Below are 13,093 nucleotides of genomic sequence, written 5' to 3' on the forward strand. Positions count from 1 at the left end.
GTCAAAAGCTGGCGTAACACCAAGAATCCAGCTAACTGTTGCCTCGCGTCTGACCTCAACCTCACTCCAGCCCTCCACCAAGCATGCGCCTCACTCGCCTGCTCTCCGCCGCCGCCGTTGTCGCCCTCGCGGTCACCACGCCCCGAGTCTCGGCGGCCCAGCTCGCCGACACCAAGATGCTTACTGCCGATGCGGTCAAGAGCCTGCTCTCGAGCGCCGAGGCCACCGCGAAGCAGAACAAGTGGAACGTGTCCATCGCCATCACCGATGCCGCCGGTGACCTGCTGGGCTTCCTCAAGCTCGACAATGCCAGCACCGGCTCCGTCCAGATCGCGCAGGGAAAAGCCCGTACCGCCGCCCGCTTCGGCCGGCCCACGAAAGTGTATGCCGACCGGATTCTGAGCGATACGCTTACGTTCCTTTCGGTCGACGGACTCGTCGCTCTTCAGGGCGGCTTGCCCATTCTGGTCGGCGGCAAGGTGATCGGCGCCGTCGGGGTGAGCGGAGCCACCAGCGCGCAGGACGAACAAGTCGCCGCGACCGCAATTGCGGCTGTCATCAAATTGTGAGCACGTCGTGAACTCCCGTGGGCCCTCATTGCGCGGCTAGATTCTGAACACTCTGACTTCCGACGGTATCGACACCCCCGACCTGCCGCATGCACTCGCGGCACTTCGCGACAGCAACGCACGGTATCGCGTGCTGGCCGACACCATGTTGCATGGTGTCGTCCATCAGGCCGCGGACGGTCGGATCATCGCCATGAATCCGGCCGCCGAGCGCATCCTCGGACAGTCACGGGCCGAGATGCTCGGCAGCACCTCGGAGCATGCCGAACAGCACACCGTGCGGGAAGACGGCTCCGTTTTTCCTGCGGCGGAGCATCCCTCGATGCGCGCGCTGGCCACTGGCGTCGCGGTCCGCGGCGTGATCATGGGGGTCTACAATCCGCGCGAGCGACAGCGCCGGTGGATCTGCATCGACGCCGTTCCCATCATGCATGCGGATGCGCCAAAGCCGGTGGAGGTGTACACCGTCTTCGAAGACATCACGGAGCGACGCGCCACCGAACTCGCACTAAAAGCCCGCGACGCACACTTCCGCCTGCTCGTCGAGCACATGCCCGACCTGTACCTGCGGACCAACCTGCACACCGGGCACTACGAGTACGTCAGTCCGGCCAGCATGAAGATGTTCGGCTTCTCCGCCGAACAGATGATGCAGAAGGACTTCGTGCATTTGCTCGATATGGTCTACGAAGACGACGGGCCCGCGGTCATCGCCGCCATCGAGCGGCTCACGCGCGATGGTCGCGCCGAGTCGGAGTTTCGCAGCCTCTCGAGTTCGGGCGACTTGCGCTGGTTCTGGTCGATCATGACCCTCGTGCCAGACGAGCAGGGCGCGCCGATGTATCGGGACACCTTCGTCCGCGAGATTACCGATCGGAAGCGCATCGAATTGGAGCTCAGCGACGCGGTGGATCAGAAGAACCGCTTCATCGCCACCCTGGCCCACGAGCTGCGCAATCCACTCGCGCCACTCGGCAACGTGGTCGCGCTGTTGCAGGATCCCATCTCGCCCGCTCGACTGCTCTGGTGTCGCGACATCATCGAGCGTCAGGTCACGCAGATGGGGCGCCTGCTGGATGACCTGCTCGATTTGTCACGCATCACGCACGGCAAGATCACGCTGCAGCGCGAACAAGTCACGCTCACCGCCATGCTCGAGCGCGGCATTGAAATGGCGCGCCCTGCCATCGAGGCTTGCCGCCACGATCTCGTGGTCGATGTGTCGAGTGAACGCTTGCATGTATACGGCGACATCGTGCGGCTGGCGCAGGTATGCTGTAACCTGCTCACGAACGCCGCCAAGTACACCGACGCCGGCGGAATCATCACGCTGCGCATTCTGCGCGACGGACTGCACGCCGTGATCGAAATCGAAGATACCGGCATCGGCATCGCCGAAGCGGATCTCGAACGCGTGTTCGGCATGTTCAGTCAGGTCGACACCACCCGTACGCGCTCCGGCGACGGCCTCGGCATCGGCCTCTCGCTGGCGAAAGGCATCGTGGAACTGCATGGCGGAGAGGTCGAGGCGCGCAGCGCCGGACTCGGGCACGGCAGCACGTTCAGCGTTCGGCTGCCGCTGGCGATGTAACAGCGCGCGCGACTATCGCTGCTCGTCGTGTCCGCGAAAACCGATGCGTTGATTCACCGCGCGTCGTGCGTCGAGCGACATGTACGACCAGCCTCCAATCTCCGCGAGGGTACGGCGGCAACCACGGCACTCACCGTTGAGGTCGATGACGCAGACCTTGATGCACGGGGAGGTCGCCGGAACAATCGAAAGGGACGAGTCGCTCATCCGAGAAATTTAGTCAACTGCGCCTCCACTTTCTTCGCGGTTCGCTGGCTAGTATACCCCATGAGTCATGCCTCCGGCGCCACCGTACTCGGGGCTGCTTCGTTTCTCGCCGACGGTGGCGAAATGGGACGGCGCATCCGGGATTTCGATTGGGCCGCGACGTCGCTGGGCGAGGCCGAGCGCTGGCCGGCACCGCTCAAGACCATCGTGCGGATGATGCTGACCACGAATCACGCGGTGTTCGTGTTCTGGGGGCCCGATCTCATCTGCCTCTACAACGACGCCTACAGTCGCTCGCTTGGCAGCGAACAGCACCCGTCCATCCTCGGTATGAAAGGCCCGGACGCGTGGGCCATTGCCTGGGATGTGATTGCGCCGCAGATCGCGCTGGTCACATCCGGACAAGGCGCCACGTGGCACGAGAACCAGCGCATTCCGATCCAGCGCCACGGTCGGCTCGAGGAAACGTATTGGACCTACAGCTACGGTCCCATTCACGACGACGGGGCGCCCAATGGCGTAGGCGGTACGCTTGTCCTCACCACCGAGACCACCGAGCATGTCTTCGCGCAGCGACGGCTGCAGTCGGGCGAGGCACGGTGGCGATCGCGCTTCGAACAGGCGCCGGGCTTTGTGGCGATTCTTGAAGGCCCGACGCATTGTTTCGAGTTTGCCAATCCGCCGTACCGTGAATTGATCGGTGGACGCGATTGCATCGGGCGCAACGTGATCGACGTGCTGCCCGAAGCTGAATCGCATGGCTTCCTTGCGCTACTCGACCGCGTGTATCACGACGGCGTGCCGTTTCTCGGCACAGCTGTTCCGCTCACGCTCACTGCACCGTCAGACGGCATCGCGCGAACACGCTATCTCGATTTCGTCTACCAGCCCATTCGCGACGACGGCGGACGCATCACCGGTGTCTTCGCGCATGGGTCCGACGTGACCGATCGCGTGAACGCGAGCAGCGCACTGATCGACAGCGAAGCGCGCTATCGGGCCTTGGCCGAGCAGTTGCCAGGTGGTGCCGTATTCGTGATCGACGAATCACTGCGCTTCGTCATGGCTGGTGGCGAGGCATTGCTCACGGCCGAACGGGTGCCGCAGGATTTCGTCGGTCGCACCATCGACGAAGTCTTCGACGCCGGGACGGTGGCCGCGTACGCACCGCACCTTCGCGACGCGTTCAATGGCAACGCGTTCGAAGTCGAACACCGCACGTTCGGCCGCTACTTCCTCACGCGAGGCACGCCACTGCGCACGGTGGGCGGCACAGTGTATGGCGTGTTGGCGGTCTCCAGCGATATCACCGACCGCAGACGCGTGGAGAATCAACTGCGCACGGCCAACGGCCGGCTCGCCGGCGTGATGTCGGCGGCGGAGATCGGCGTCTGGTGGTGGGACATGGACACCACCGTCGTCGGACACGATCGCAATCTGGCGCGACTGTACAATCTTGGTGACGTGGTCACATCCACACTGGAGCAGCACACCGCGAACATCGCGGCCGAAGACTGGCACATCGTGGAAGCCGCCGTCGTCAACGCGAAAGCCACGGGAACGTTCTACATTCGCGAGTACCGCATCCGCGACGCCGACGGCCAGGTGCGATGGCTCGGCGCGAGAGGACGCGTGGAGCGTGACCCCGTGAGCGGCCACGATGTGCTGACCGGACTCGTCATCGACATCACCGACCTCAAGGTGCTCGAGGAGTCACTCAGGGCGTCGGACCGGCAGAAAGACCGTTTTCTCGCGATGCTCGCACATGAGTTGCGCAATCCGTTGGCGCCGCTGCTGAACGCCGTCACCATGCTCGAGGCTGATCCGATCTCGAGCCGCGATCTCGCCTGGTGCCGCGATGTGATCGGCCGGCAAACGCGCCAGCTGGCGTTCTTGCTCGACGACCTGCTCGATATTTCACGCATTACGCATGGTCGCCTGTGGCTCGAGCGACGTGACGTGTCGCTCAGCAGCATCATCGAGGCCGCCATCGAGACCGTCACGCCGATCCTCAACGCGCGCGAACATCGTCTGCACATCGATGTGCCGGACGAACCGCTGTCGCTGTACGTCGACCCCGATCGCATGGCCCAGGTCCTGGCCAATCTGCTCGGCAACGCCGCCAAGTTCACGGAGCCGGGTGGCGACATCGAGCTACAGGCCCGCGAGTGCAACGGCGTCGTGGAAATCGTCGTGCGCGACAGCGGCATCGGATTAGCCGCCGATGATCACGAGCACATCTTCAGCATGTTCTCACAAGTCGACCCAGCCGCCGGCCGCCCACGGAGCGGACTCGGCATCGGGCTCTCCCTCGTGCGCGGCCTCGTCGAACTGCACGACGGCGACATCAGCGTACACAGCGACGGACCCGGTCACGGCAGCGCCTTTACCATACGGCTCCCCGCGCTCGCGAGCTAAGCGATCGGTTACGACGCCGGCTTCACCGCACTCCATGCCGGGCACGACGGCGCCTGTCCCGCCGGCCGCGGCGCCCCATCGGCACGCGGAATCGTATCCGCCACCTGCATCAGCTCCACGTCGAAAATCAGCGTCGCCCGCTCCGGAATCACCGGCGGCCGCCCCTTCTCGCCGTACGCTAACTGCCAGGGAATGATGAGCCGGCGCGACCCGCCCACGTGCATGCCCTGAAAGCCCAGATCCCATCCCGCGATCACGCGACGGAATCCCTGCGGAAAGCTGATTGGGTCTTTTACGCGTCCGGCGTTAGTGGTATCACGCGACGAATCGAACTTCTTGCCGTCGACAGTCCACCCCGTGTAGTGCGCATACACACACCGCCCCGCCGTGAGCGGCGTGCCAGCACCGACCACCAGGTCAATCCCATCGAGCGAGAAGAGCGACACCGCCTTCCCCTCCACCGCCGGAATCGGCGGCGCATACCGCGGCGCCCGAGCACACCCCGCGATCACCACCACCGTCATCACAACAGCAAGCGTAAGTCTCATACCCTGAACACTACCCCCTCCCCCCAAGATTTTCACCCAAAGCCCACAGCCCACAGCCCAAAGCCCCACAGCCCACAGCCCACAGCCCAAAGCCCAAAGCCCACGGCCCAAAGCCCCACAGCCCAAAGCCCAAAGCCCTGTAACATTCCCCCTCCCCACGGCATTCATGAGACAATCCACCCCATCATGACTGCTCCTGCCGCCTCCCGCCGAGTGACTGACCAACCGACGCACCTGATCGATCAGGTGCGAGCCGGTGATCCGCACGCACTCGGCCAACTCTACGACGAGTTCGCGCCGCGACTGCTGCGCGTGGCCCACCAACTGCTGGGCTCACGCGAAGACGCCGAAGACGCGGTGCACGACATGTTCCTCGGGCTGCCTGAGGCGCTGCGACGCTATGAAGAACGTGGCGCGCTGCGCGCGTGGCTCACCACCCGCACCGTGCGCGTGGCACTCATGCGACTGCGCCGCGTGAAGCGACGTCGCGAGGACACACTCACCGACATCGGGCACGCAGCGCCCAACACCGCCGGCGACCTCGGCGACGCGAGCGAACTCGAACGCGCCATCGCCATGCTGCCCGACACGCTGCGAGCCGTATTCGTGCTGCGACAGATCGAAGGTTTTACCCATCCCGAGATCGCCACGATGCTCGGCATCTCCGAAGGCAACTCGCGTGTGCGCCACACCCGCGCCCTCGAACAGCTTCGCGCCAGGATCACCAGATGACCACGCCCTCTCCCCTGCACGCCGCACATCCCTCCATGGCTACGTGGCAGGATTATGTGAGCGCACCGCTCTCGGCGCGTGACCGCGCGCTGACCGATCATCTGCAGCGTTGCGCCGAGTGTGAGCGTACGGTGCAGTTCCTGACTGAGCTCGACGCGCGCGCGCAGCAACTGCCGCTCGAGGCCGCACCAACGGCGTTGCGCGCACGGATACTTGCATCGCGTGCTGCGGGCGTTCGTGTGCTCATGCCGGAGCATGTGGATGCGTTTGGTGATGACGATATGACCGACGATGTGCCGACAGTGGCCGCGCAGGTAGCGCGACGCACGCGTTGGCGCATTCCCACCACCATCGCCGCCGGCATCGCGGCGTGGTCAGCCATCGCCTTGTTCCGCGGCACGCCGGTCATTGAAGCGGGCATGATCTCCGGCACCATGACATTGTCCACCGCGCTGCCCAAGGCCGGCGAAGTGGTCAGCGTGCGTTACAATGCCGGCGCGCTCTTGGGGCGGCCAGCCGCACTGCGATTGCGCGCGCGCATTCGCACGACGCGCGGAGAGAGCTACAACGTGGGCGTGCCGGTCGTGGAGATTGCCACGCTGCAGCGCACCACCGGCAACGAATACGTGGGTCGCTTCACGCTGCCCGACTCGGTGGTCTTTGCTGCGCTTGCCGTAGAAGACACGGCCGCGCTGGCGGTCGACGATCTGGGTAGTCGCGCCTGGGAGGTTATGCGGGCCGGTGCCAATGGGGCGCCGCTGCTCTCGGCATTGGATCAGCGCAACCACGATCTCATGGGACGCGGCTGGGAAGAAGGACTCGCCACCACGCGTCGCATGATGCAGCTGTATCCCGATTCGCTCGGCGCGTGGAACTGGCTGCAGAGCTTCGAGTCGTGGATGTCACTCGAAACCGACAGTACGCGCGGCGCGCATCGCCGAGCGTTGGCCATGTTCGATGCGCGCCATCGCACGATGCGCGATCTCTCGCCGGAGTTGATCGGCGCCACCTTCTGGTACACACGCCGTGCCGACAGCGTGGCCAACGCCTATTGGCGTGAACGACTGCTGCGTGAAGCACCGACGCAGTCGTTTGCAGTGCAGGATCGCATGCTCACGATTGCGTCGCGCGAACTGCCTACGCGTCGCGACACCACCACCGCGCTCGCCGGGCTCGAACAGTTGTGGCCCGATGTACCCGCCGATCGCGCCTCGCAAGTCATCTCGGCCGCACTGCGCCTGCTGCCGCCGGCCACTGCCAACCCCGTTGACCTACGGCGGTGGGCCGACCGCCTCATCGCGGTCGACTCATCGCCAGCCACCGCGCGCTACGTCGCGGTGCGACTGCTTGCCGCTCCCGCATGGCGCGACGAAGGCAAGCGCCACTTACGCGCGGAGATTGCGCGACTGGCCAACGCGCGCACCCAGCTGCGGGCACTCGACGAATCGCGCACCGAGCAGGTGGAGCGACTGGCCCGCTCGCAGCGACTCGCATTAGCGCAGCTCGGTCGTGCCTTGGCCGACGACGGCGCCCATCGCGCGGCGCTCGACACGCTGGCGTTGGCATCGGCTGCCGGCTGGGATCTGTCGGTATTCAACACCGTGCGCGAAACGAGTCTCAAAGTCGGCGACAGCAGCACAGCACGCACGATGTCGGCGCGCATCAGCGTCGACCCCAGCACCACACCGTCGCGACGCGAGTCGTTGCAGTCAGCGGGCGTGGCGCAAGTCGGCACCGCAGCGTGGGCTGAGCTCGTGCGCAGTGCCCGGCGCGATCTCGCCACGCGCGTGATGGCCGGCGCCAAGCGTCGGGTACTGCCTGCTGTCTCGCTGCGGGCGCTCGACGGCAGCAGTGCTCCGCTGCGTTCGCTGTTGGCGCCGCAGGTTACCGTGGTCGTGTTCTGGAGTACCGACTGTGGCCCCGCCGTCGACGCGCTCGGCGAGATTCAGGCGACCGCGGCCGCATTGGCGAAACGCGGCATTCGCACCATCACCGTAGTCGAACAGCCTCAGAGTACGCCGGCGCTGCAAAACGTGCTCCGCACCAAGTCGTTCACGCTGCCGGTGTATCTCGATGTCGGCGGCGTCGCGAGCAAGGCGTTCAACAACTGGGGCACGCCACAGGCGTATCTGCTCGACGCCAAGGGGAACGTGATGTTCGGTGCGACGTCGGACTTGGAGAGCGTCGCGTTGCGGGCAGCGGCGATGGTGCTGGCGGCGGAACTGGGGCTATGAGCGCGTGCTGAGGCGAGACGCCCAGCTGGTTGCGAGTATAGTCTGACTAGACTAGTCTTTTTGTATGGCAGACGAATACTCGCTCTATGAGGCCAAGGCGAAGCTGTCCGCGCTGGTGAAGCAGGTGCGCGAGGGACGCACCGTCATTATCACCGTTCACGGACAGCCAGCCGCCGAGCTGCGCCCCATTGATCCCGCAACGCGTCCGCAGACGCTAGACGAGCGGCTCGCCGAGCTGACAACGCGCGGTGTGTTGCTGAAGCCAAAGCGTGCCTCACTCGGAGATACCAGCTGTCCCTTCGGACCGCGGAAGACCGGCGCCTTGCAGCGATTTCTGGACGATCGCGAATGACGACCGCCTATCTCGATAGCTCCTGCGTCGTCGCGGCAGCATTCGGCGAGCCGGGTGCCCGGCCGATGTTGACGCGTCGCCGGAGCTTTGCGTTGGTCGTCTCCTCGACACTGCTCGAAGCTGAAGTGTTCAGTGCGCTTCGTCGAGAGCAGCGTGATCTCACCGATGCGTTCCATGCGGAGGTGGCGCTCATCGCTCCGGACCGCTCACTGTCCGATGAGATTGCTCGAGTGCTCGAGGCAGGGGTCGCGCGCGGAGCGGATTGTTGGCATCTGGCCACCGCACTGTATCTGGCACCCGATCCGTCCGAGCTCACCTTTCTCACCCTCGACCTCGCACAACGAAAGGTGGCGAAAGCCCTCGGTTTTCAGGTGTAAGCGAGCCGATCGGGTACCGACGGTGGCGCGATCATTGCTCCCCGAACCGTGATGCAGGAATGCGCCTGTCGACTCGTCGTGTCGACAGGCGCTCGTCACGGAACGCCGCGCCCCGGGAGCACGCGACATGTCACTACACGACGAGTACGATCTCAGCCGCCGACATTTTCTAGTGGTCGGTGCGACCGCTGCGGCAGCATCGCAGCTCATACCATATGCAACAGCGGAGGCCGCAACGAGCGAGACCGCCGCAGTGCCCGGCGCGAACGCGCTGATGAATGTCTCGCTCAATGTGAATGGCAAGACACACCAGCTCGCACTGGACACGCGCACCACATTGCTGGATGCGCTCCGTGAGCGGCTAAAGCTCACCGGCACCAAGAAAGGGTGCGACCACGGTCAGTGCGGGGCCTGCACCGTGATCGTGAACGGCGCGCGCATCAACTCGTGCCTCACGTTGGCCGTCATGCACGAGCGTGACACGATCACCACCATCGAGGGCCTCGGCACTCCCGACGCCATGCACCCGATGCAAACGGCGTTCGTGAAGCACGATGGCTATCAGTGCGGATACTGCACACCGGGGCAGATCTGCTCAGCCGTGGCCGTGCTCGACGAAATCAAGCAAGGCATTCCGAGCCATGTCACAATGGATCTCATGGCCAAGCCCGCCGTCACAGCGGTCGAGCTGCGCGAACGTATGAGCGGCAACATCTGTCGCTGCGCCGCCTACTCCAACATCGTCGACGCGATTGCCGACGTGGCGGGAGCCACCACATGAAGCCGTTCACCTACGAGCGTGCGCTCACGCCGGCCGCTGCTGCCGCCGCCGCGGCGAAGAACCCGAAAGCCAAGTTCATTGCCGGCGGCACCAATCTGCTCGACCTCATGAAGCACGAGATCGAGACGCCAACGCACCTGATCGATGTGAACGGGATCGGCCTCGATAGCATCGAGCCCACTGCAAACGGTGGCCTACGTATCGGCGCGCTGGCACGCAATACCGCCTTGGCTGCCAACGAGCTCGTGCGGCGCGACTACAGCCTGTTGTCGCGTGCGCTGTTGGCTGGTGCCTCGGGACAGCTGCGCAACAAAGCCACCACGGCGGGCAATCTGCTGCAACGCACGCGCTGCTCGTACTTCTACGATACGAACCAGCCCTGCAACAAGCGGCAGCCCGGAAGTGGATGCAGCGCCATCGGCGGCTACAGCCGGCTGCTCGGTGTGGTTGGCGTGAGCCGCGCCTGCATCGCCACGCACCCGAGTGATATGGCGATTGCCCTTCGCGCGCTCGACGCCACCGTCGATACCGTGCTCCCCAGCGGCCGCACGCGCCAGCTGCCGATCGCCGACTTCCATACGCTTCCGGGTAGCACGCCGAACATCGAGACGGTACTGCAACCCGGCGAGTTCATCACCAGCGTCACGTTGCCCAAGCCCGTTGGCGGCACCCATGTCTACCTGAAAGTGCGCGACCGTGCCTCGTATGCCTTCGCGCTCGTATCCGTTGGCGTAATCGTGCAACCCGACGGCACCGGCCGCGTCGCGGTGGGCGGTGTCGCCCACAAGCCATGGCGCCTGGAAAGTGCAGACGCGGTACTGCCGAGCGGCGCCAAAACGGTAACGAAGAAGCTGCTGGCCGGTGCTACACCCACCAAAGAGAACGCCTTCAAGCTCAAGCTGGTCGAGCGCGCGCTCGGCGCGGCTATCGCGCAAGCCAAGGGAGCTCGCTCATGAAACACGACAAGCCGGCGACCACCAATCCGATCGATCAGCTCAAAGTCATCGGCAAGCCCATCGAGCGCATCGATGGCAAGCTGAAAACGACCGGTACCGCGCCGTATGCTTACGAGCGTCATGACGCCGCGCCCAATGCCGCGTACGGCGTGGTGGTGGGTGCGTCAGTGGCGAAGGGCAAGATCTCGTCGATCGATACGGTGGCCGCGAAGGCATCACCGGGTGTGCTCGCCATTGTCACGGCCTCAGATGCCGGGAATCTGGGCAAGGCCAAGCGCAATACCGCCAAGCTGCTGGCCGGTCCCGATGTGCAGCACTATCACCAAGCCGTGGCCCTTGTGGTCGCCGAGAGCTTCGAGCAGGCGACGGCGGCGGCGCAGCTCGTACGCGTGCAATACCTGAAGGCGTTAGGATCGTTCGACCTGGCCGCCGCTAAAGCTGCGGCTATCAAGCCGCCACCAAGCAACGGCGTACCACCCGACACCGCCGTCGGCAACTTTGCCAGTGCGTTCGCGAGCGCGGCGGTGAAGTTGGATGCCACCTACACCACACCGGATCACGCGCATGCGATGATGGAGCCGCACGCTACCATCGCGTCGTGGAGCGGCGACAAGCTGACTCTCTGGACCTCCAATCAGATGATCGACTGGGCGGTGAGTGACTTGGCAGAAACGCTGATGATCCCGAAAGCGAACGTACGTCTGGTGTCGCCGTACATCGGGGGTGGCTTCGGCGGCAAGCTCTTCCTGCGCGCCGACGCACTCCTCGCGGCCCTCGGGGCGCGAGCCGCCGGCCGAGCCGTGAAAGTCACGCTGCAACGGCCGTTGTTGTTCAACAACACCGTGCACCGGCCCGCCACGATTCAGCGCATTCGCCTTGGCGCGTCGCGTGACGGCGTAATCAGCGCCATCGGCCACGAAAGCTGGTCGGGCGACCTGAAGGGCGGCCAGTCCGACGCCTCGGTCAGCCAGACGCGACTGCTCTATGGCGGCGCGCATCGCATGACGACCACACGCCTCACCGTGCTCGACCTCACGGAGTCGAACGCCATGCGCGCACCGGGCGAGGCGACTGGGCTCATGGCGCTCGAAATCGCCGTCGACGAGCTGGCCGAGAAGCTGAAGATGGATCCCATCGAGCTTCGCATTCGCAACGACACGCAAGTCGATCCCGAAAAGCCCTCGCGTCCGTTCTCGCAGCGTTCGTTGATCGAATGCTTGCGCACCGGGGCCGAGCAGTTCGGGTGGAGCAAGCGCAACGCGCGTCCTGGCACCGTGCGTGACGGTCGCTGGCTGGTGGGGATGGGCGTGGCAGCGGCGATTCGCGGCAACCCGGTCACCAAGTCGGCGGCGCGCGTACGACTCGACAAGGCGGGTGTGATCACGGTTGAGACGGACATGACCGACATCGGAACCGGCAGCTACACCATCATTGCGCAAACCGCCGCCGAAACGATGGGCGTGTCGCTCGACAAAGTCGTTGTGAAACTGGGCGACTCGACCTTCCCCGTGTCTGCCGGTTCGGGCGGGCAGTGGGGCGGCAACAGTTCAACCTCTGGCGTCTACGCCGCGTGCATGAAGCTGCGCGAAGCCATCGTACAGAAGCTCGGACTTTCCCCCGACGCCGTGTTTACGAATGGCGAGGTTCGGTCCGGCAGCACGCGCACGTCGTTGGCGAGCGCGGCCGGTGACAGCGGCATGGTGGCCGAAGACTTCATCGAGTTCGGCGATCTCGACAAGACCTTCGAGCAGTCGACCTTCGGTGCGCACTTCGTCGAAGTCCTCGTCGATGCCGCAACGGCCGAGATACGTGTGCGACGCATGTTGGCCGTGTGTTCGAGCGGACGCATTCTCAACCCGACAACGGCGCGCAGTCAGGTGATCGGCGGCATGACCATGGGCGTGGGTGCCGCGTTGATGGAAGAGATGGTGGTCGACACGCGTCGTGGCTTCTTCGTGAATCACGACCTTGCCGGATACGAAGTACCGGTGCACGCCGACATCCCGCATCAAGACGTGATTTTCCTGCAGCAAACCGACCCGGTGTCATCGCCGATGAAAGCCAAGGGTGTTGGTGAGCTTGGGATCTGCGGCGTCGCGGCAGCCGTGGCGAACGCCGTGTACAACGCCACCGGTGTGCGTGTGCGTGACTATCCGATCACCCTCGACAAATTGCTGAGCGGGTTGCCAGACAACATCTCAGCAGAGTAGGAGCGGGCGCGATTCTTGAATGAGCGATGTGCACGCGAATCTGTAGCGGCTCACCGCGTCCCTCTCATGCTGGAGTCTGTGATGGTACCAACCTGCTCCCGAATCACCGGCGTACTGA

General features: G+C 64.6%; 12 protein-coding genes. 10 read left to right on the top strand and 2 right to left on the bottom strand.

Going from position 1 to position 13,093, the window contains the following annotated elements; genetic code table 11:
• Window positions 1-83: 83 nt before the first annotated feature.
• Both RMP10_RS21880 and RMP10_RS21885 read left to right on the top strand, forming a co-directional pair.
• A complete protein-coding gene (locus RMP10_RS21880; protein ID WP_310572197.1) occupies window positions 84-569 on the top strand; it encodes a heme-binding protein in 486 nt (161 codons plus the stop codon).
• Window positions 570-651: 82 nt separating this feature from the next.
• Window positions 652-2,160, top strand: coding sequence for a PAS domain-containing sensor histidine kinase (locus tag RMP10_RS21885; protein ID WP_310572229.1), 1,509 nt, complete (start codon window positions 652-654; stop codon window positions 2,158-2,160).
• A gap of 12 nt (window positions 2,161-2,172) precedes the next feature.
• Here the strand turns inward: RMP10_RS21885 and RMP10_RS23480 are convergent, their stop codons facing one another.
• Window positions 2,173-2,367: a DUF1289 domain-containing protein gene (locus tag RMP10_RS23480; protein ID WP_345785838.1), complete on the bottom strand. Its 195-nt coding sequence runs from the start codon at window positions 2,365-2,367 to the stop codon at window positions 2,173-2,175.
• Window positions 2,368-2,427: 60 nt separating this feature from the next.
• On the opposite strand from RMP10_RS23480, the gene RMP10_RS21890 reads away from it, so the two are divergent.
• A complete protein-coding gene (locus RMP10_RS21890) occupies window positions 2,428-4,785 on the top strand; it encodes an ATP-binding protein (RefSeq protein ID WP_310572198.1) in 2,358 nt (785 codons plus the stop codon).
• 8 nt (window positions 4,786-4,793) lie between these two features.
• Here RMP10_RS21890 and RMP10_RS21895 read toward each other — a convergent pair whose 3' ends face one another.
• Entirely contained in the window at window positions 4,794-5,333 is a 540-nt protein-coding gene (locus RMP10_RS21895; RefSeq protein ID WP_310572199.1) for an FKBP-type peptidyl-prolyl cis-trans isomerase, read from the bottom strand.
• A gap of 186 nt (window positions 5,334-5,519) precedes the next feature.
• Between RMP10_RS21895 and RMP10_RS21900 the strand changes: the two genes are divergently transcribed.
• The 7 genes from RMP10_RS21900 to paoC all read left to right on the top strand — a co-directional run bounded on the left by RMP10_RS21900 (window position 5,520) and on the right by paoC (window position 12,975).
• The gene (locus RMP10_RS21900; RefSeq protein WP_310572200.1) at window positions 5,520-6,065 is read left to right on the top strand and encodes a sigma-70 family RNA polymerase sigma factor; all 546 of its coding nucleotides are present in this window, start codon (window positions 5,520-5,522) and stop codon (window positions 6,063-6,065) included.
• Window positions 6,062-8,299 (top strand): TlpA disulfide reductase family protein, encoded by a 2,238-nt coding sequence (locus tag RMP10_RS21905; RefSeq protein WP_310572201.1) that lies wholly within the window; start codon window positions 6,062-6,064, stop codon window positions 8,297-8,299. Before RMP10_RS21900 ends, RMP10_RS21905 begins: the two co-directional genes overlap by 4 nt.
• Window positions 8,300-8,363: 64 nt before the next feature.
• A complete protein-coding gene (locus RMP10_RS21910; protein WP_310572202.1) occupies window positions 8,364-8,651 on the top strand; it encodes a type II toxin-antitoxin system prevent-host-death family antitoxin in 288 nt (95 codons plus the stop codon).
• Window positions 8,648-9,028 (top strand): PIN domain-containing protein, encoded by a 381-nt coding sequence (locus RMP10_RS21915; protein WP_310572203.1) that lies wholly within the window; start codon window positions 8,648-8,650, stop codon window positions 9,026-9,028. Before RMP10_RS21910 ends, RMP10_RS21915 begins: the two co-directional genes overlap by 4 nt.
• A 127-nt stretch (window positions 9,029-9,155) precedes the next feature.
• Window positions 9,156-9,809: an aldehyde dehydrogenase iron-sulfur subunit PaoA gene (gene paoA, locus RMP10_RS21920; RefSeq protein WP_310572204.1), complete on the top strand. Its 654-nt coding sequence runs from the start codon at window positions 9,156-9,158 to the stop codon at window positions 9,807-9,809.
• Window positions 9,806-10,765: a xanthine dehydrogenase family protein subunit M gene (locus RMP10_RS21925; RefSeq protein WP_310572205.1), complete on the top strand. Its 960-nt coding sequence runs from the start codon at window positions 9,806-9,808 to the stop codon at window positions 10,763-10,765. Before paoA ends, RMP10_RS21925 begins: the two co-directional genes overlap by 4 nt.
• Entirely contained in the window at window positions 10,762-12,975 is a 2,214-nt protein-coding gene (gene paoC / locus RMP10_RS21930; protein ID WP_310572206.1) for an aldehyde oxidoreductase molybdenum-binding subunit PaoC, read from the top strand. The genes RMP10_RS21925 and paoC overlap by 4 nt, the downstream gene beginning before the upstream one ends.
• The last annotated feature ends 118 nt before the right edge of the window (window positions 12,976-13,093 follow it).

The sequence above is a fragment of the Gemmatimonas sp. genome, assembly GCF_031426495.1.
In the GTDB taxonomy this organism is placed as follows: Bacteria; Gemmatimonadota; Gemmatimonadetes; order Gemmatimonadales; family Gemmatimonadaceae; genus Gemmatimonas.